Raw genomic sequence first — 17990 nt, 5'->3', positions numbered from 1 at the left:
TTGATCTTAAGCCTGGCCTGATTGACTCTGGGCCAAGGAGGACGCATGAGCGCCCGCAAACAACGCAGCCCGTTGACGTTCCAGGTCACCCTGACGGTGCTGACGCTTGCCGTTTTTGCACTGGCCATCGTTGTCGGCTTCGGCCTTTACGCCACCATGCAGGCCGACCGGGTCTCGCTCGAGCGGGAGAAGGTTTTCCTTGCCAACGGCCTGCAGGACCAGATCGCCGCGGTAAAGCGCGAGCAGGAAAGCGTCGCCGTCTGGGATGATTCCGTTATAAACGCCAAGGCCGGCAACCAGACCTGGATGGCCGAGAATTTCAGCGTCTGGATGTACTCGTATTACGGCCACAACCGGGTCTATGTGCTGGACAACGCCAACCGGCCGGTCCACGCCATGCGCGAAGGCAAGGTCGTGTCGCCTGCCGTCTTTGGCGAGGACGAACCCGCTTTGCGGCCGACCATCGCCAGGTTGCGCCAGATGATGAGCAAGGACGCAAGCCAGGCCGGCGCAAAATTCGTTGCCGACGATCTGGTCTCGCTTGGCGGTCAGCCTGCCATACTCAGCGTCATGCCTCTGGTGCCGAGTTCGGATCGCGTCACCCAGGCATCCGGCAGCGAATATCTGCATGTCTCCATAGAGTTCATCAACGACGCGGTGATCGGCAAGATCGCGCAGAAATATCTGCTGGCGGGGGCGCATCTCCTGCCGATGGCTCAGCCGCTTGGCTCGGCTGCCATTCCGCTTATCGACAAACAGGGTGTCATCCTCGGCTATATTGCCTGGGACCAGGAACGGCCCGGCCTGACGCTGGTGGGCAAGGCCAGCCCGGCCCTGGCTCTGGCCGCGCTGGTTGCGGCGAGCGTGCTCGCCTTTCTGCTCCGGCGTCTGCGCCGTGCGTCATCGGCGCTGCAGACCAGCCAGGCCCAGGCGCAATATCTCGCCTTTCACGACACGCTCACCGGCCTGCCCAACCGGGCACTGTTCGAGGACAGGCTGCGGCGTGCCTTGCTTACCTCCGGCAATGAAAGCAAGGTCGCGCTGCTTTATCTCGATCTAGATCGCTTCAAGCATGTCAACGACACGCTTGGTCACCCGGCAGGCGACGAACTCGTGCGCCAGACGGCGGCCAGGCTTCAGCATACGGTTCGCGACGTCGACACGGTGGCAAGACTGGGTGGCGACGAATTCGCGGTGATCCTGATCGATGTCCGCGACGTAAGGAACGCCGAGGATATTTCCGAGAGGGTGCTGCAGAAACTGCAGGAGCCGTTCAAGCTGATGGACGATCAGGTCTTTATCAGCGCCAGCATCGGCATAGCCTTGTCGACAGGCCCTGATGCCGACGCAGACGATCTGCTGCGCAAGGCCGACATCGCGCTCTACGAAGCCAAGAAGAACGGCCGTGGCCGCTACCAGGTCTTCGCCGGCGACATGGACGACCTTTTGCTGCGCAAGCGCAAGGTCGAGAGCGAGCTGCGCAGCGCGCTGAATGGCGGCACCGGTATCAAGCTCGCCTACCAGCCGGTCTTTGCCAGCGACGGCAAGACCATTGTCGGCGCCGAGGCGCTGATCCGCTGGGCGCATGAGGTCCATGGCGCACTGCCGGCGGCGCAGTTCATCGCCATCGCCGAGGAACGCGGCATGATCGGGCAGCTCGGCGCATGGGCCCTGCTGGAAGCCTGCCGCTTCGCCGTGAAGACCAAACTGCCGTGGCTCGCCGTCAATGTCTCGCCGCTGCAATTGCGCGACGCCGGCTTTGCCGAAGAGGTTGCCTCGATCCTCGCCGAAACCGGACTGGCGCCGAAGCGCCTGCAGCTCGAAATCACCGAAAACGTTCTCCTGGAAAACAACGACACCACCAGAGCGGCTCTGGCAGCCTTGCGCCAGTCGGGCGTCGGCATTGTGCTCGACGATTTCGGCACCGGCTATTCGTCGCTGAGCTATCTGCGCCGCCATGCCATCGACAAGCTCAAGATCGACCGCTCCTTCGTGCGGCTTCTCGACGGCGACGGCAATTCGGGCGCCATCGTCAAGGCGCTGATCGATCTCGCCGGCGCGCTCAAGGTCGAGGTCACCGCCGAGGGCGTAGAGACCGAGGTGCAAAAGGCGCTGCTGGTCGCCATGGGCTGCCAGCAGCTGCAGGGCTACCTCTTGTCGCCGCCGCTGGAGCCGGCGCAATTGGTGGCGCTGCCCGGCCTGTCGTCGGCCAACGCAACGACGGAGGCGGCAGCGTCGGCCTGATCGTTCCTACCAGCCAGGCAGGATCTGGTTCGGCTTGCTCCGCTTCATCTTGGCGAAGGCGAGCGAGGCGAAATCGAAGCTTCCCGTTTCTTCGCCGAGCGGCACGGAAATATTGTCGAGGCTTTCCGAGATGTGTCGGGCCAGAGCGTCGACGATTTCGGGACGCGAGGTCTGGCCGCGCATGATGCCGATGCGGCAGTCGGGCAGGGCGCCAAAACCGTCGGCTTCGCCCAGCACTCGCATGCCGGGCCGCAGCGCGCATTCCGGCAGCACCGAGATCGCCAGCCCCGACAGCACCGCGGCGGTGATGACGGTGGCCGAGAAGCTGGTGAACAGGATTCGATAGTCGCGGTTTTGCCGGTCGAGCACATCGACGGCGGCGCGCCGCCAGATGCAGTTCGGCCGGCCGAAGGCCATCGGCAGCACTTCCTGTTCGTGCGTGGCATGGTTGGCCGAGGTCACCCATAGCAGCGGCTCGCGCCGCACCACTTCCGACTGGCCGCGCGTATCGTTGTGCGTCACCAGCGCAAGATCGAGATTGCCGCGCTTGATATGCTCGACCAAGCCTGGCGTAGGCTCGCAGATGACGGTCAGTTCGACGCGCGGGTTTGACCGTGTGAAGCGTGCCATGATTTCGGGCAGGAACCGGTCGGCATAGTCGTCGGGGGTGCCGATGCGGATGGTGCCTTCGAGCCGCTGGTCATCGAAGGCGGCCAGCGTTTCGCGGTTGAGATAGAGCAGGCGGCGCGCGTAGGAGAGCAGCTTGTCGCCTTCCTCGGTCAGCCTGTTGGTGCGGCCGTCCTTTTCGAACAGCGGCTTGCCGATCCGCTCTTCCAGCCGGCGCATCTGCATCGACACCGCCGATTGCGTGCGCAGCACTTCCTCGGCCGCGCGGGTAAAGCTGCCGGTATCGGCAATCGAGATGAAGGTCTGCAACTGGTCGAGATCGAGTGGCGCTTTCATCGGTCCAATCCATCAGTAGCGTTGATGCTAAAGATTAGAAACATTCGTTGGATTAATCAATCGGTGCGTGGCAAATTCACATTGTCCACATGAAGGCATGTGAATCGAGACCGGAACGGCCGCTGTCCCCAGCGCCGATCGCCTGGTCTTGTCCAGTTCGAGTCTGAAGGAGACCGACATGACCACGTTTGATTTCGCCACCGAGACCTCGCGCATAACCTCGCGTCCGGCCGTTGCGACGCGCGTGGCCAACACCCTTCTCAATGCCTACCAGGCCTGGAAAAATCGCCGGGCCTTCTATCGCCTCGGCGAGATGTCGGACGCCGAACTCGCCGATATCGGCCTGACACGCGCGGATCTCCATGTCGCCATCGATGTGCCGTTCGGCGCCGATCCGACCGTGAAGCTGCGTGCGATTGCGAGCGATCGTGCCGATACGATCGAAGATCTCGCCCGCCAGATAGCGTGATATCGGGCGCATTGTTTCGGTTGCCGTGAACCTTTCTCATGCTCGCTGCGACCAACGAGTATAGCAGGCTCCCACTCCCTACCGGTCCCCGCCGGCCAGCCTGCACACTGGCCCGGTCCTCCTCCAGGACCGGGCTTTTCTTTTAAAGCTCCGTCGTCATCGTGCGGTCTGCGCCGCGTCGCTTCGTTCCTTGCTCCGAAGCCGCGAAGGTCAGCGCCCAACTACCGCCAACTACCGCCGGTCCATGTCCCGCTTGAACTGGTCGAAGATCGTTTCCACGCCCTTCTGATACTCGTCGCGCTGCTGGGCGCCGGTCTCGAACATCTTGCCGAAAATATCGTCGAACGGATTGCGTGGCCTGCCGCTCGGATTGGCCTGCGGTTGCGGCGCCTGGCGCTCCTGCGGTGCCTGTCGCGGCTGGGGTGCTTGCGGCTGCTGCGGCGCCGGCTGCCCACCGGGCAGGCCGAAGCCGCCACCACCGCCTTGCCGCATCATCTCTTCAAAAATCTTGCCCAGCGGGTTATCGCCGTAAGGGCTCTGCGTCTGTTGCGGCTGTGTTGGCTGCTGCGGCCGGCCCTGCGGTTGCTGTGCCGCGCCACCGCCGAACATGTCCTGCAGCACCTTGCCCAGCGGATTGTCGCCATAGGGGTTGGGCGCCTGTTGCGGCTGGCTTTGCGGCTGTTGCGCGCCGCCGCCGAACATGTCCTGCAGCACTTTGCCCAGCGGGTTCTCACCGTAAGGATTGGGTGCTGGCTGCGGCGCAGGCTGTGCCCCGCCGCCCGCCTGCCGCATCATCTGTTCGATGATCTCGCCGAGCGGATTGCTGCCGCCGCCGAAGCCACCGGCGGCCTGCATCTGACCCCCGGTCAACTGGTCTGTCGTCTGCTTGAACAATCCGCCCATCACCATCGAAGCGATGGCCGGCAGCATCTGCTGCAAGATCTGCTGGCTGACGCCGGTCGCCTGCGCGGCCTGGCTGGCCACCGCGCGCGACAGCTCCTTCGAGCCGAACAGATGACCCAGAATGCCATTGCCCTCATTGACGCCTTGCGGTGAGAAAGCCCTGGTCGCGTCCTCGAAATATTTGGCGTGCTGGCCGCTCGCCATCGCCGTCATGAAGGCGCCTAGCCCATAGGGATCGGCGGTGTTGCGTTGCAGCCCTTGCGAGAAGGCCGGCAGCAGAGCGGCGACAGCCGCCTGCGTCTGCTGCATGGAAAGCCCGTACTGCTGGGCAAGCGCCTGCATGCCGTTGCCGTTCTGCGCCTGCGCCAATATGTCGAACAAGGTAGGCATCGGTTTCTCCTCCGGGAAATCCTCGAGGGAGAACCTAGTTCGTTTCGATGTTCGATTGAAGCGGCTTTTGCCGCTGCTCGAGGCGCGACGCTAATACGCATATTCCATGAACACCGGCTCGATCGAGCCGCCCCAGCGCGTGTGGTAGGCCGACAGCATTTCCTCGGCACTGGTGGTACCGCGCGCCACGACTTCGTCCAGCGTGTTGAGGAACGAGGTCTCGTCATAGCCGTCGCGGTTCTTCCTGCCGCGATTTTTCAGCCCAAGGCGCGAAATCGTCATTACATCGCGGCCGATCTCACGCAGCGTCGTGTTGCGGAACGGCGCGGAAATGCCTTGTTCCGGCACCGCATTGCGCATCGCCAGCGTTTCTTCATAGGTCCAGCTCGAAGTCAGCGCCTCGGCGGCGTCGAGCGCGGCCTCGTCATAGAGCAGCCCGACCCAGAAGGCCGGCAGCGCGCAGATGCGGCGCCACGGCCCGCCATCGGCGCCGCGCATTTCGAGGAAGCGCTTCAGCCTGACGTCAGGGAACAGGGTCGACAGATGGTTCGCCCAGTCGCCCATGGTGGGCAGTCCGTCCGGTACTTCATTGCGGGCAACGCCGGCCATGAACTGGCGGAAGGTGATGTGCGTCATGTCGTGATAGTGGCCGTCGCGGATGACGAAATACATCGGCACGTCGAGCGCCCATTCGACATAGTCGGCAAAGCCGAACTCGGGCGAGAAGCAGAATTCGAGCAGGCCCGAGCGCTGGTTGTCGGTGTCGCGCCAGATGTCGCCGCGCCAGCTCTGCAGTCCGTTCGGCCGGCTGTCGGTGAAGGGCGAGTTGGCAAACAGCGCCGTCGACAGTGGCTGCAGCTTCAGCGACACCTGCATCTTGCGGCGCATGTCGGCTTCGCTTTCGAAGTCGAGGTTCACCTGGATGGTGCAGGTGCGATACATCATGTCGAGACCCTTGGTGCCGACCTTGGGCATGTAGCGGGTCATGATTTCGTAGCGCGATTTCGGCATTTTCGGCGTCTCGGCCAGCGACCATTTCGGGCTGCCGCCGAGGCCGAGAAAGCGGATGCCCATCGGCTCGGCGATCTCGCGTACCTGCGCCAGATGCGCATTGCCCTCGCGACAGGTCTGGTGGATCGTTTCCAGCGGCGCGCCCGACAGCTCGAACTGGCCGCCCGGCTCGAGCGAGATCGCGCCCTGGCCGGTCGGCTCGACCAGGCCGATGATGCGGCCGTCATCGATGATCGGGTCCCAGCCGAGCTTTTGCTGCATGCCTTCGAGGATGGCGCGGATGCCGCGCTCGCCGCCATAAGGCACCGGCGCGTTGCCGTCGACATAGAAGGGGAACTTCTCGTGCTCGGTCCCGATGCGCCACTTGTCGCGCGGCTTGTTGCCTTCGGCCAGATGCTCGACCAGTTCGTCGATGTCTTCGATTGGCCGGAAATCGGTTGTGTCGCGCGCCATGGGGCCCCCTCTGCGGCTCTCGGAGCCCGCCGGCGCTAAATGGACGAAATGTCAGCAGCCGATCAAGCGAAAAATCCTGAGCCACAGGTCAACAGGAATTGATCTTTACGCTTCTTACCAGTCTCCGACCGTCGCCTGCATCACCGCAAGCGCCGCTACAGCTGCTGTGTCAGCGCGCAGGATGCGCGGTCCGAGCGGGATGGCAGTGACGAAGGGGAGCGCCCGCAGCATCTTGCGTTCGTCGTCGGAAAAGCCGCCTTCCGGTCCGACCAGCAGCGCCAGCTTCTTCTCCGGCACCGCCTGCAATGCCGGCAGCGGGTTGTTGGTCGAGGCGTCCTCGTCGCAGAAGATCAGTCGCCGCTCCTTGTCCCAGCCGGAGAGCAGACGCTCGAATTTCTCGGCTTCTCGCACTTCCGGCACCGCCAGTATGCCGCATTGCTCGGCCGCCTCGACGACATTGGCGCGCAGCCGGTCGATGGAGGGTTTTGCCAATTGCGTGTGCTGGGTGATCACCGGCTGCAGGATGCCGGCGCCCATCTCCACCGCCTTCTGCACGAGATAGTCGAGCCGCCCCTGCTTCAGCGGCGCGAAGCAATAAACTAGATCGGGCAAAGGCGGTTGCGGCCGCTGTTGGCTGAGCACTCTCAGCCGCACCGCCTTCTTCGACTTCGAAGCGATCGCCGCCGACCACTCGCCGTCGCGGCCGTTGAAGACCAGAATCTCGGCGCCTTCGCCGAGCCGCAGCACATGCATGAGGTAATGGCTTTGCTGCTGGCCGGCATCGAATTCGATGTCGGCTGCGAGATCGTCGGCCAAGAACAGCCGCTGCATCTTGTAATTGGCGCGCATCGCCGAGGAATGGGCGAGGCGGTGCCTGGCGTCAAGTCTCGGCGGAACGATGCCACACCGGTTCAAAACCGTGCCGCAGCACCGAAACGGTCGTGGCCGGTGTGAGCAGGCGCAGCGAACGGCCGGCAAGGCTGTCGAAGGCCGCCGCATCGCCATAGCCTGCGAACGACCAGGGCAGCGCGTTGCCGCCGCGCAGCGCATAGGCCGAGCCGCCATCCGCGATCATCGCTCCGTCCGGCAATTCGGCAAGCTCTCCCATGGTGACATCAGGTGGCTTGCCGCCGGAAGCCAGCCGCTCCTTGTGCAGGCGCTTGTCGACCATTGGCGCGCGCGGCTCGGTTACGCCGAAGGCCCTACCGAAATGGCCGACAAAATCCATGGCTCGCTCACGCCGGCAACAGAAACAGGGACGGTGCCCGGCGGCCAGCGCCGTCACCTCGTCGAGGAAGAACAACTCGGGCCAGCCGGCCTTGCCGCCCGGCCGGTTCCTGCCCATCGGCTCGCGTCGCACATTGCGGAACTTGCAGACGCAGATGATCCAGGCCGGCAAGGCCCAGCGCTTCCTAAGTAGCGTCTTGGTCTCCGGGTCGTGGATGATGCCGCGATTGCCGGTGAACAGGCCGCGCTCGGCCACAGCACGGATGGCGCCGAACGGATCGACCCGGTTTTGCAGTGGCATAGCTCTCTCCCGAATGCGCATCTTGGCTGCAATGCGGGCGACATGATATCGCTCGTCGCGTCATTTCATGTCAGCAGGGTTTTGCGATGCGGGTGCTGGTGGTCCAGAACTACGACAACACCGGCCTTGGCCAGGTTGGTGCCGCGCTCGCCGAAGCCGGCGCCGATCTCGACCTGCGCCGGCCCTACAAGGGCGATGCGCTGCCGGACGACGCGACCGGACACGATGCCATGGTGATGCTTGGCGGCGGTCAGAATGCGCTGGCCGACGATGACTACCCGTATTTCCCGGCGCTGCTCGAACTGACCCGCGATTTCGCCGCCAAGGATCGCTCGGTTCTCGGTATCTGCCTGGGCAGCCAGTTGGTTGCCCGCACTTTCGGCGGTGAGAACCAGATCGGCGGCGCCTCGGAATTCGGCTGGCACAAGGTATCGCTGACGCCGGACGCCAGAACCGATCCGGTGCTTGGCGCACTTCCCCAGGATTTCCCCATCTTCGAATGGCACGACGACACTTTCGCGCTGCCGTCAAATGCGGTGCGGCTTGCCGGCAGCGAAATTGCTGAGAACCAGGCGTTCCGTATCGGCCGCGCCGTCTACGGCTTCCAGTTCCATTTCGAGGCCGACCAGCCGATTGTGAGGGACTGGAGCACGTCCTTCGCGCCGCTGATTGCCGATCGCCATCCCGACTGGCACGACCGCCTCGACAGCGAAATGGCACGCAACGGCCCCGAGGCCGACGCCGCGGGTTTGGCCATTGCCCGCGCCTGGGTGGCGACGATCTGAGCCAGCAGCGGTCGCGCGTTGCATAATTGGCACGCGGCGGGGAATCCGCCGGGGACAACCGCTTTCATCCTTGGTTTGTGGCCGAACGCTATCCTACAAGGCGCGCGCTCTGAATCGGCAATGCAACCGCGATGAACCTTCTGTGTGCTCCGCGCGACACACCGCCGATACAGAATCGACCTACAAGCGCGAAATCGTCGAAACTTTGAGACGAATTCGTTGTTTCAACGCATTGGTAACCGCCTCGTGCCCAGATGCAGGAAGCTCAACTAGAGATGACGTCCGTGAAAGCAGCGCTTCTGTCCTTTGTCATGCTGTCTGCCATCGTTTTGTGCGGTCTCGGCATATATTCCGCCGATGCAGCCAACAACCACCAAGCCGTCGACGGCTACGGCGTCACCGCCGCCCTCCGTTAAAACGCTTTTCCCTGTACCGTCAGGATACGCTTGTCCGCGCCGTCTACGGCGAGCGCGCTGAGCATTCCTGACTGCCAGGCGAGCGTGTCGACATTGACGCGGTTGGGCACAACTTCGGCCTCCGGCACCGGCGTGTGGCCGTGCACGATCACCTTCGGGTAAAGCCCTGGATGGTTGTGGAAGACGTCGCGGATCCAGACCAGGTCCTGCGGGCTCTGGCTCTCCAGCGGCACGTCAGGCCTGATGCCGGCATGGCAGAAGAAGAAATCGCCTGATATCAGTGACAATTGCAGCGACTGCAGGAAGTCGACATGGCCTTGCGGCACGGCCTTTACCAGGTCGGCGTGCCCGCGCCGCACCGCGTCGGTCTTGCCGAACCAGCTTGCGTGTCCCGTCAAGTCGACGCCATAGGATTGTGCCGTCTGCACGCCGCCATAGCGCATGAACAACCCTTCCGGGTCAGGCTCGTCGAGAAAGTCGAGGAAGCCGATATCGTGGTTGCCGGCGAGCATCAGATGCCGCGGATCGCGTTTCTGTGCCTCGATCAGGAAGTCGATGACGCCCTTGGACTCAGGCCCACGGTCGACATAGTCGCCGAGGTGGATGACACGCCAATCGCTGGTCGGCTTGTATTCGAGTTCGCTCTCGATGCGGCGATGCATGGCGGCAAGCAGATCGAGCCGGCCATGCACGTCGCCGATCGCATACAGGCGCATGCCATCCGGCGCGCGCGCGTCGAGGTAGTGGATGCCGGTCTCGGTCAAGGCGGCTTCGTCTCCGTGATCCAGCGAGGCTAGGGTCTAATCGGTGAACAAGACCCTATCGCCGCAACTGGTCCTTGCCCATCTCGGTCACAAGCCGTTTGCCGCACAGTGCCAGCGTGACGTCCATCTCCTTGCGGATGATGTCCAGCGCCAGGGTCACGCCTTGCTTGCCCATGGCGCCCAACCCGTACAGGAACGGGCGGCCGATATAGGTGCCCTTGGCGCCGAGGCAAAGCGCCTTCAGCACGTCCTGGCCCGAGCGGATGCCGCCGTCCATATGCACCTCGATCCTGTCGCCGACGGCATCGGCGATCTCTTCCAGCGCCATGATTGACGACGATGCGCCGTCGAGCTGGCGCCCGCCATGGTTGGAAACGATGATGGCGTCGGCGCCGGTCTCGACCGCCATCAGCGCGTCCTCCTTGTCGAGAATGCCTTTCAGGATCAGCTTGCCGCCCCAACGTTCCTTGATCCAGGCGACATCCTTCCACGACAGATGGGGGTCGAACTGCTCCGTAGTCCACGATGCCAGCGAAGCGACGTCGCCGACGCCCTTGGCATGGCCGACAATGTTGCGGAAGGTGCGGCGCTTGGTGCCGGCAATGCCCATCAGCCAGCGTGGCCGCATGGCGATGTTGGCAATGTTGGCCAGCGTCATCTTGGGCGGCGCCGACAGCCCGTTGCGGACATCCTTGTGGCGCTGCCCCAGGATCTGCAGGTCAAGCGTCAACACCAGCGCCGAGCATTTCGCAGCCTTCGCCCTGTCGATCAGGTCGAGCACGAAATCCTTGTCGCGAAGCACGTAGAGCTGGAACCAGAACGGCTTCTTCGTCACCGACGCGACATCCTCGATCGAGCAGATGCTCATAGTCGACAGCGTGAACGGCACGCCGAATTCCTCTGCCGCCCGCGCCGCCAGCATCTCGCCATCGGCATGCTGCATGCCGGTCAATCCAGTTGGGGCAAGCGCCACCGGCATCGCCACTTTCTCGCCGATCATGGTCGATTCCAGCGAGCGGTTGCTCATGTCGACCAGCACGCGCTGACGGAATTTTATCTTCTGGAAGTCCTCCTCGTTGGCGCGGTAGGTGCTTTCGGTCCAGGCGCCGGAATCGGCATAGTCGTAGAACATCTTCGGCACCCGCCGGCGCGCCAGGTCCTTGAGATCGGCAATGGTGAGGATGTCGCTCATGGTGGTTCCTCGTTAGCCAGTCGTCTTGAAGCCGTCGTCGGCGTCGGACCGCTGCTTAAGCCTGAGCCGCGACACGCGCTGCCAGTCGCCGCTGCGTTCGGCCTCGAGCATCGAGCGCTCGACATAGGAGATATGGTCCATCGCCGCCTGGCGGGCAGCTGAGGGATCGCCGGCCTTCACGGCTTTGTAGATCGCGCCGTGCTGGGCCAGCAGCGCCTCCCGCGCTCCGGGCACGCTGAACACCAGAAGCCGGTTCTGGAACACGCCTTCAGACAGCAGCCGGTAGCAGGAGCGCAGCGTGTGCAAGAGGATGATGTTGTGCGCGCATTCGCACACAGCATGGTGGAACTCGACGTCGATTTCCGCCTCGTCGTCGAAATCGCCGGTGCGGTGCGCCTCGTCCATGCGCGCCATGATGCGGTCGAGCAGCGCAATGTCGTCCGCTGTCGCGCGCCGCGCCGCATATTCGGCCGCCACGCCTTCGATCTCGCGGCGGTATTCCAGATAGTCGGTCACCGCCTTGCGGTGCATGGAGACGAGGTCGGTCACCGGCTTGGTGAACAACTGGCCGATGACGTCGGCGACATGGGTGCCGCCGCCGGCCTTGGTGATCAGCAGCCCGCGCCCTTCCAGCGCCTTCAGCGCATCGCGCAGGATCGGCCGCGACACGTCGAACTGGCGCGCCAGCTCGCGCTCGCCCGGCAGCCGGTCGCCGGTGCGCAGCACGCCTTCAAGGATCAGGCTTTCGATCTGCTGCACCACCTCGTCGGCGGTGCGCGAATGCTCGATCCTGGAGAAAATATCGCTCAACGGGGGCCTGGGAAATTGAACCGGTGTCGCGCAAGATAAAGCCAGCGTCGCCAACTGGTCAAATTATTTATCCAATTCGCCCAATCGGGTCGGTCTGCGCGTCGCGCCGGCAGGACCTACGATGCTAGACTTTGGTGTTTACGCGCCTCATGGATTGCCTTTAGAGGACGCCATCACACGAAGGGTCGAGAACAGGGGGACCACCGTGTCGGACGAGACGTCCAACCTCGAATTCCAGCCGCGCGCCCAGGGCAGCGTGATGGGCTTTCCCGCGCATGAGGGACGGCCCGGCGCGATCGGCGAGGTCCATGCCCGGCCGCATCCGCTGATCGAGAAGCCGCGCGTGCTTGTGCAACTCGCCTTCATGACCGAGGGCGGCTCCAGCGTCGACATGGCCGTGCTCTCCGAACTGTCGCGGCGCCTCGGCATCGCGGCGCCCGACCGTCATGCCCGCCACCACGCCATGAAGTGGGGCAAGGGTACGCTGCGCTGGGAGCGGCATACGGAATTCTCGACCTATCTTTGGGAAGGGCCGCTTGCCGAAAGCGGCAGGGCGCAGGAGGATTCTCCTTTCGGCAACGGGTTCTCGCCGCCGGGAACGGTGATCTCAGGCATAAGGCTGGAGATCCGCAAATGGACGCCGGCAAGCGAGAAGCTGATTGCGGCCTTCGACCCGACGAGCCTCTGCTATTCGCTGGTCGAGCGCGGCAATGCGGCCATCGTCACCGATTTCCGCCAGGACGGCGACGGCCTGACCCGCATCCTGGTGCTTGATCGCGGCCTGACGCCGGCGCGGACCGGCGCGCTGTCGCAGCGGCTGATCGACGTCGAGACCTATCGCACGCTTGCCATGCTCGGCCTGCCGCTGGCGCTGACGCTGTCGGGCCGCGCCCGCCGCATCGAGGACCGGCTGGCGCAGACCACGCTGGAAATGAAGGTCGCTGAAACCCGCGACAGCCAGACGCTGCTCGCCGACCTGACCGAGCTTGCCGCTGAACTCGAGGCTGATGCCGCCTCCAGCCTCTATCGCTTCGGCGCCAGCCGCGCCTATGACGGCATCGTTGTCGAGCGGCTGGAAGCGCTGGACGAAGAAGCCGTGCCCGGCTACGACACTTGGGGCGGCTTCCTGCAGCGGCGGGTGGCACCCGCCATGCGCACCTGCCGTTCGGTCGAGGAGCGCCAGGCCAACCTGTCGCGCAAACTAACCCGCGCCACCACGCTGCTGCGCACCTGGGTCGATGTCGAGGTCGAGAAGCAGAACCGCGATCTGCTGGCGTCGATGAACAACCGCGCCCGGCTGCAACTGCGGCTGCAGCAGACGGTGGAAGGCCTGTCGGTGGCGGCAGTGTCCTACTATGTCGTCGGTCTGATCTCCTACCTTGCCAAGGGCGCCTCGATCTTCGGCCATGCCATTGCGCCCGAAGTCGTCACCGCCGCCTCGGTGCCGGTCGCCATCGTGCTGGTCTGGTGGGGTGTGCGGCGAGTGAGGCGGATGCACTCCGAGCCGGCGAAACATCCGGGGGAGTAGGAGCGCACTTTACCCTCCCCCTTGTGGGGAGGGTCGATCCGCATAGCGGATCGGGGTGGGGGTGCTCGTAAAGAGCTTTCGTCGCGCGGACCCCCACCCCGCTCACTGCGTTCGCGACCCTCCCCACAAGGGGGAGGGTGAATAGCGGCAGATTGCCGCTGCGGAAGGCTGGCAGTACGCTCTTTGCCCGACGCGGTGTTTGCAACATCCGGATGTAACTGGTAAAAGATTTTTACCAGCCAAGTGGAGGACGCCGCCGATGTCCGGCCTTGTCATGCCCAAGCCAGACGACGCCACGATGCGAAGGCGGGCGGAGATCGTCGCCGATATGCGCATCATCGTGCCGGGCGAGGGCGTCGTCGACGCCACCAACGAAATGCGCGCCTTCGAAAGCGACGGTCTCACCGCCTACCGGCAATTGCCGCTGGTCGTGGTGCTGCCGGAAACGGTGGCGCAGGTGTCGCGGGTGCTGAAATACTGCAACGACCGCAACATCCGTGTCGTGCCGCGCGGCTCCGGCACCTCACTCTCCGGCGGCGCGTTGCCGCTCGAGGATGCCGTGCTGCTGGTCATGAGCCGCTTCAACCGCATCCTTGCGATCGACTATCCCGATCGCGTCGTCGTCGCTCAGCCCGGCGTCACCAATCTCGGCATCACCACCGCCGTCGAGCAGGAGGGCTTCTACTATGCGCCCGATCCATCCTCCCAGATCGCCTGCTCGATCGGCGGCAATGTCGCTGAAAATTCCGGCGGCGTGCACTGCCTGAAATACGGCCTGACCGCTAACAATGTGCTGGGCATCGAGATGGTGCTGATGAACGGCGAGGTGGTGCGCCTGGGCGGCAATCATCTGGACTCGGAAGGCTATGATCTCCTCGGCGTCATGACGGGGTCCGAAGGCCTGCTCGGCGTCGTCACCGAGGTCACGGTACGCATCCTGAAGAAGCCGGAGACGGCGCGCGCTCTGCTGATCGGCTTTCCGACCAGCGAGCAGGGCGGCCAATGCGTCGCCGACATCATCGGCGCCGGCATTATCCCTGGCGGCATGGAGATGATGGACCGGCTGGCGATCCATGCCGCGGAAGATTTCGTCCACGCCGGCTATCCCCTTGATGTCGAGGCGCTGCTGATCGTCGAACTCGACGGGCCGGGCGTCGAGGTCGATCACCTGATCGGTCTCGTCGAAGCGATCGCCTACAGGAACGGCTCCACCACCTGCCGCATCTCGCAATCCGAACAGGAGCGGCTGAGTTTCTGGGCCGGCCGCAAGGCGGCCTTCCCGGCGGTCGGCCGCATCTCACCCGACTATTACTGCATGGATGGCACCATCCCGCGCAAGGAATTGCCGCGTGTGCTCGCCGGCATGCGCGAACTGTCGGGAAAATACGGCCTTGGCGTCGCCAATGTCTTCCACGCCGGCGACGGCAATCTGCATCCGCTGATCCTCTACGACGCCAACGTGCCGGGCGAACTCGACAAGGCGGAAAGTTTTGGCGCCGACATCTTGCGGCTCTGCGTCAAGGTCGGCGGCGTCTTGACCGGCGAGCACGGCGTCGGCGTCGAGAAGCGCGACTTGATGCCTGAAATGTTCAACCAGATCGACCTCGACCAACAAATGCGCGTCAAATGCGCCTTCGATCCCAACCATCTGCTCAACCCGGGAAAAGTGTTCCCGCAACTGCGCCGCTGCGCGGAGCTTGGACGCATGCATGTGCATCGCGGCCAGGTGGCGTTTCCGGACATTCCGAGGTTTTGATGGGGGCGGAATGTCTCACGTCGGCGATCCTTCGCGCCCCCCTCTGTCCTGCCGGACATCTCCCCCACTTGGGGGGAGATCACCAGTCATCTCTGCCTTCGCCAATCTTCGACGTTGCTAGAGAGGCGCGGTCGCCAAAGCTGCTAATCTCCCCCCAAGTGGGGGAGATGTCCGGCAGGACAGAGGGGGGCACGAAGGAACTCGACGTCTCTGCACTCGCAAGCGGCGCGTCGCCATGACCACCTTCACTCCCACCTCGTCCACCGAAGTCCTCTCCACCGTCCAATGGGCGGCTGCGGAGGAATCGCCGCTGGAGACCATCGGCCACGGCTCCAAGCGCGGCATCGGCCGGCCACAGCAGAGCGAACACACGCTCGATCTTTCGAAGCTCACCGGCGTCACCCTCTACGAGCCGGCCGAAACGGTGCTGTCGGCGAAGGCCGGCACACCGCTTTCCGATATAGAAAGCCTGCTCGCCGAAAACGGCCAGCAACTTGCTTTCGAGCCGATGGACTACGGCCCATTGTTCGGCGGTATCAAGGGAAGAGGCACGATCGGCGGCGTGCTTGCCGCCAACCTGTCCGGCCCGCGCCGGCTGAAGGCGGGCGCCGCGCGCGACCATATCCTTGGCATCAACGCGGTTGCCGGTCGTGGCGAAGCGTTCAAATCAGGCGGCCGCGTCGTCAAGAATGTTACCGGCTACGATCTGTCGAAGCTGATGGCCAACAGCTGGGGCACGCTGGCTGTATTCACCGATGTCACCTTCAAGGTGCTGCCGGCGGCCGAGACCGAGGTGACGCTTGCCATGCGCGGCCTACTCGACGATGCCGCCTCTGCCGCCATGGCGCTGGCGCTCGGCTCCAGCGCCGAAGTGTCGAGCGCGGCCCATCTGCCCGAACGCATCGCCGCGCGCGTTGCCGGGGGCAGTCTAGGCACTGACGCCGCAACGCTGCTGCGCGTCGAAGGCTTCGGCCCTTCGGTCGCCTACCGCATCGAGGCACTGAAAACCCTGCTCAAAAATGCGGGCCCGCTGCAGGAGATTGCAGGCGAGGCCTCGCATTCCCTCTGGCGTGACATAAGGGACTGCACGCCATTCGCCGACCGTAGCGAAAAGCCGGTCTGGCGCGTCTCCATGGCGCCGTCTCAGGCCCATCAGATGGTGCTGACGCTGCGCATGCAGATCGGTGTCAGCGCCTTCTACGACTGGCAGGGCGGGCTGGTCTGGCTGCGCATGGAGGAGGGCGATCCCGAGGCCGCCCTGCTGCGCGGGCTGATCAGAAAGCTTGGCGGCGGCCACGCCACGCTGGTGCGCGCCACCCCTTCGCATCGCGCCGCCGTGCCGGTGTTCGAGCCACAGGCGCCGCATCTGGCCGCCCTGTCGGCTAGGCTCAAGGCCGAGTTCGATCCCAAGGCCATCCTCAATCCCGGCCGCATGGCCCAGGGCTAACGCGATGCAGACCAATTTCTCCCTTGCCCAGCTCGCCGATCCGCATGTCGCGGAATCGGAGAAGATCCTGCGCAAATGCGTGCATTGCGGCTTCTGCACCGCCACCTGCCCGACCTATGTCACACTCGGCAACGAGCTGGATTCACCGCGCGGGCGCATCTACCTGATCAAGGATATGCTGGAGAACGGCCGTCCCGCCGACAAGGAGATCGTCACCCATATCGACCGCTGCCTGTCCTGCCTCGCCTGCATGACGACCTGCCCGTCGGGCGTCAACTACATGCATCTGGTCGACCATGCCCGCGCCCATATCGAGGAGACTTACAGGCGGCCGCTGCTCGACCGGCTGACCCGCGCCCTGCTGGCCCTAGTGCTGCCTTACCCCGCGCGCTTTCGCGCCGCGCTGAAGCTGGCGAGATTGGGCAAGCCGTTCATCGGCCTGTTCGAAAAGGTCCCAGCCTTGAAGCCGCTCGGTGCTATGCTGAAGTTGGCGCCGGCCTCGATCCCGGCGGCCTCGCCGATGGCCTCTCCCGGCGTCCATGCCGGGCAGGGGACGAAGAAAGGCCGCGTCGCCATCCTCACCGGCTGCGCCCAATCGGTGCTCGATCCCGCCATCAACGAGACGACGATTGCATTGCTGACCAGGCTCGGCATCGAGGTCGTGGTGCCTGAGGGCGAGGCCTGCTGCGGCGCGCTGGTCCATCATATGGGCCGCGAGGCAGCCGCACTAGCCTCGGCGAAGCAGAATGTCGATGCCTGGACACGCGCCATCGACCAGGGTGGGCTCGATGCCATCGTCATCACCGCGTCCGGCTGCGGCACCACCATCAAGGACTATGGCTTCATGCTGCGCCTCGATCCGGCCTATGCCGACAAGGCTGCAAAGGTCTCGGCGCTGGCCAGGGACATCACCGAATATCTCGCAAGCCTCGACCTGCCGGAGCCGGTGCGCAAGCCCGGCACGGTCGTTGCCTACCACTCCGCCTGTTCGATGCAGCACGGCCAGAAGATCACCCGCCAGCCGAAGGAGTTGCTGGCCAAGGCCGGCTTCGTCGTGCGCGAGCCGCGCGAGGGCCATCTGTGCTGCGGCTCGGCCGGCACCTACAACATCCTGCAGCCGGAGATTTCGGAGAAGCTGCGCGACCGAAAGGTGAAAAACATCGAGGCCACCGGCGCGGAGATCGTTGCCACAGGCAATATCGGCTGCATCACCCAGATCGCTTCGGCTGCAAAGCTGCCGGTGGTGCACACGATCAAGCTGCTCGACTGGGCCTATGGTGGTCCGAAGCCGGAGGGCGTCTCCGAAGGAAACCTGGTCGCCGCCGAGTAAG

At 64.3% G+C, this 17990-nt stretch carries 16 protein-coding genes; 8 read left to right on the top strand and 8 right to left on the bottom strand.

Annotation, left to right across the window (positions count from 1 at the left end; all coding sequences use genetic code 11):
* Positions 1 to 45: 45 nt before the first annotated feature.
* The gene (locus tag NKI15_RS05210) at positions 46 to 2244 is read left to right on the top strand and encodes a bifunctional diguanylate cyclase/phosphodiesterase (protein ID WP_023723354.1); all 2199 of its coding nucleotides are present in this window, start codon (positions 46 to 48) and stop codon (positions 2242 to 2244) included.
* A 6-nt stretch (positions 2245 to 2250) separates the two neighbouring features.
* Here NKI15_RS05210 and NKI15_RS05205 read toward each other — a convergent pair whose 3' ends face one another.
* Complete coding sequence (locus NKI15_RS05205; protein WP_023695095.1) at positions 2251 to 3207, bottom strand: LysR substrate-binding domain-containing protein; 957 nt, start codon at positions 3205 to 3207, stop codon at positions 2251 to 2253.
* Positions 3208 to 3385: 178 nt separating this feature from the next.
* Here NKI15_RS05205 and NKI15_RS05200 point away from each other — a divergent pair, with 178 nt between their 5' ends.
* Complete coding sequence (locus tag NKI15_RS05200; protein WP_023670560.1) at positions 3386 to 3676, top strand: DUF1127 domain-containing protein; 291 nt, start codon at positions 3386 to 3388, stop codon at positions 3674 to 3676.
* 231 nt (positions 3677 to 3907) lie between these two features.
* Here NKI15_RS05200 and NKI15_RS05195 read toward each other — a convergent pair whose 3' ends face one another.
* The 4 genes from NKI15_RS05195 to NKI15_RS05180 form a co-directional block, all read right to left on the bottom strand.
* A complete protein-coding gene (locus NKI15_RS05195; protein WP_352514662.1) occupies positions 3908 to 4969 on the bottom strand; it encodes a DUF937 domain-containing protein in 1062 nt (353 codons plus the stop codon).
* 90 nt (positions 4970 to 5059) lie between these two features.
* The gene (locus NKI15_RS05190) at positions 5060 to 6433 is read right to left on the bottom strand and encodes a glutamate--cysteine ligase (RefSeq protein ID WP_023681841.1); all 1374 of its coding nucleotides are present in this window, start codon (positions 6431 to 6433) and stop codon (positions 5060 to 5062) included.
* A gap of 114 nt (positions 6434 to 6547) precedes the next feature.
* A complete protein-coding gene (locus NKI15_RS05185) occupies positions 6548 to 7282 on the bottom strand; it encodes a 16S rRNA (uracil(1498)-N(3))-methyltransferase (protein ID WP_023827914.1) in 735 nt (244 codons plus the stop codon).
* Between the two features lie 31 nt (positions 7283 to 7313).
* Positions 7314 to 7961, bottom strand: a complete 648-nt coding sequence (locus NKI15_RS05180) for a hypothetical protein (RefSeq protein ID WP_352514661.1) — start codon at positions 7959 to 7961, stop codon at positions 7314 to 7316.
* Between the two features lie 86 nt (positions 7962 to 8047).
* Here NKI15_RS05180 and NKI15_RS05175 point away from each other — a divergent pair, with 86 nt between their 5' ends.
* Both NKI15_RS05175 and NKI15_RS05170 read left to right on the top strand, forming a co-directional pair.
* Positions 8048 to 8746, top strand: coding sequence for a type 1 glutamine amidotransferase (locus NKI15_RS05175; RefSeq protein WP_352514660.1), 699 nt, complete (start codon positions 8048 to 8050; stop codon positions 8744 to 8746).
* Between the two features lie 275 nt (positions 8747 to 9021).
* Complete coding sequence (locus NKI15_RS05170) at positions 9022 to 9162, top strand: hypothetical protein (protein WP_006206855.1); 141 nt, start codon at positions 9022 to 9024, stop codon at positions 9160 to 9162.
* Here the strand turns inward: NKI15_RS05170 and NKI15_RS05165 are convergent.
* Genes NKI15_RS05165 through NKI15_RS05155 form a run of 3 tightly spaced genes read right to left on the bottom strand, consistent with a single transcriptional unit; the run spans position 9159 to position 11928 of the window.
* The gene (locus NKI15_RS05165; RefSeq protein WP_352446642.1) at positions 9159 to 9926 is read right to left on the bottom strand and encodes a metallophosphoesterase family protein; all 768 of its coding nucleotides are present in this window, start codon (positions 9924 to 9926) and stop codon (positions 9159 to 9161) included. The genes NKI15_RS05170 and NKI15_RS05165 overlap by 4 nt on opposite strands.
* A 55-nt stretch (positions 9927 to 9981) precedes the next feature.
* Positions 9982 to 11118, bottom strand: a complete 1137-nt coding sequence (locus tag NKI15_RS05160; RefSeq protein ID WP_352446643.1) for an alpha-hydroxy acid oxidase — start codon at positions 11116 to 11118, stop codon at positions 9982 to 9984.
* A 12-nt stretch (positions 11119 to 11130) separates the two neighbouring features.
* Complete coding sequence (locus NKI15_RS05155; protein ID WP_023815111.1) at positions 11131 to 11928, bottom strand: FCD domain-containing protein; 798 nt, start codon at positions 11926 to 11928, stop codon at positions 11131 to 11133.
* 205 nt (positions 11929 to 12133) lie between these two features.
* Between NKI15_RS05155 and NKI15_RS05150 the strand changes: the two genes are divergently transcribed.
* The 4 genes from NKI15_RS05150 to glcF all read left to right on the top strand — a co-directional run bounded on the left by NKI15_RS05150 (position 12134) and on the right by glcF (position 17989).
* Positions 12134 to 13456, top strand: coding sequence for a DUF3422 family protein (locus NKI15_RS05150; RefSeq protein ID WP_352885808.1), 1323 nt, complete (start codon positions 12134 to 12136; stop codon positions 13454 to 13456).
* Between the two features lie 259 nt (positions 13457 to 13715).
* Positions 13716 to 15212, top strand: coding sequence for an FAD-linked oxidase C-terminal domain-containing protein (locus NKI15_RS05145; RefSeq protein ID WP_352446645.1), 1497 nt, complete (start codon positions 13716 to 13718; stop codon positions 15210 to 15212).
* Positions 15213 to 15447: 235 nt separating this feature from the next.
* Positions 15448 to 16659, top strand: a complete 1212-nt coding sequence (locus NKI15_RS05140) for an FAD-binding protein (RefSeq protein ID WP_023695105.1) — start codon at positions 15448 to 15450, stop codon at positions 16657 to 16659.
* Between the two features lie 4 nt (positions 16660 to 16663).
* Positions 16664 to 17989, top strand: coding sequence for a glycolate oxidase subunit GlcF (gene glcF / locus NKI15_RS05135; RefSeq protein WP_352514658.1), 1326 nt, complete (start codon positions 16664 to 16666; stop codon positions 17987 to 17989).
* The last annotated feature ends 1 nt before the right edge of the window (position 17990 follow it).

It is taken from the genome of Mesorhizobium sp. M0862, from assembly GCF_040319795.1.
Lineage (GTDB): Bacteria > Pseudomonadota > Alphaproteobacteria > Rhizobiales > Rhizobiaceae > Mesorhizobium.
This window is presented reverse-complemented; position numbering and strand designations above follow the sequence as displayed.

Bases quoted from the DNA above. Each gene is read 5' to 3' on its own strand.
- NKI15_RS05210 (WP_023723354.1), top strand. From the start codon at position 46: ATGAGCGCCCGCAAACAACGCAGCCCGTTGACGTTCCAGGTCACCCTG.
- NKI15_RS05205 (WP_023695095.1), bottom strand. From the start codon at position 3,207: ATGAAAGCGCCACTCGATCTCGACCAGTTGCAGACCTTCATCTCGATT.
- NKI15_RS05200 (WP_023670560.1), top strand. From the start codon at position 3,386: ATGACCACGTTTGATTTCGCCACCGAGACCTCGCGCATAACCTCGCGT.
- NKI15_RS05195 (WP_352514662.1), bottom strand. From the start codon at position 4,969: ATGCCTACCTTGTTCGACATATTGGCGCAGGCGCAGAACGGCAACGGC.
- NKI15_RS05190 (WP_023681841.1), bottom strand. From the start codon at position 6,433: ATGGCGCGCGACACAACCGATTTCCGGCCAATCGAAGACATCGACGAA.
- NKI15_RS05185 (WP_023827914.1), bottom strand. From the start codon at position 7,282: ATGCGCGCCAATTACAAGATGCAGCGGCTGTTCTTGGCCGACGATCTC.
- NKI15_RS05180 (WP_352514661.1), bottom strand. From the start codon at position 7,961: ATGCCACTGCAAAACCGGGTCGATCCGTTCGGCGCCATCCGTGCTGTG.
- NKI15_RS05175 (WP_352514660.1), top strand. From the start codon at position 8,048: ATGCGGGTGCTGGTGGTCCAGAACTACGACAACACCGGCCTTGGCCAG.
- NKI15_RS05170 (WP_006206855.1), top strand. From the start codon at position 9,022: ATGACGTCCGTGAAAGCAGCGCTTCTGTCCTTTGTCATGCTGTCTGCC.
- NKI15_RS05160 (WP_352446643.1), bottom strand. From the start codon at position 11,118: ATGAGCGACATCCTCACCATTGCCGATCTCAAGGACCTGGCGCGCCGG.
- NKI15_RS05145 (WP_352446645.1), top strand. From the start codon at position 13,716: ATGTCCGGCCTTGTCATGCCCAAGCCAGACGACGCCACGATGCGAAGG.
- NKI15_RS05140 (WP_023695105.1), top strand. From the start codon at position 15,448: ATGACCACCTTCACTCCCACCTCGTCCACCGAAGTCCTCTCCACCGTC.
- glcF (WP_352514658.1), top strand. From the start codon at position 16,664: ATGCAGACCAATTTCTCCCTTGCCCAGCTCGCCGATCCGCATGTCGCG.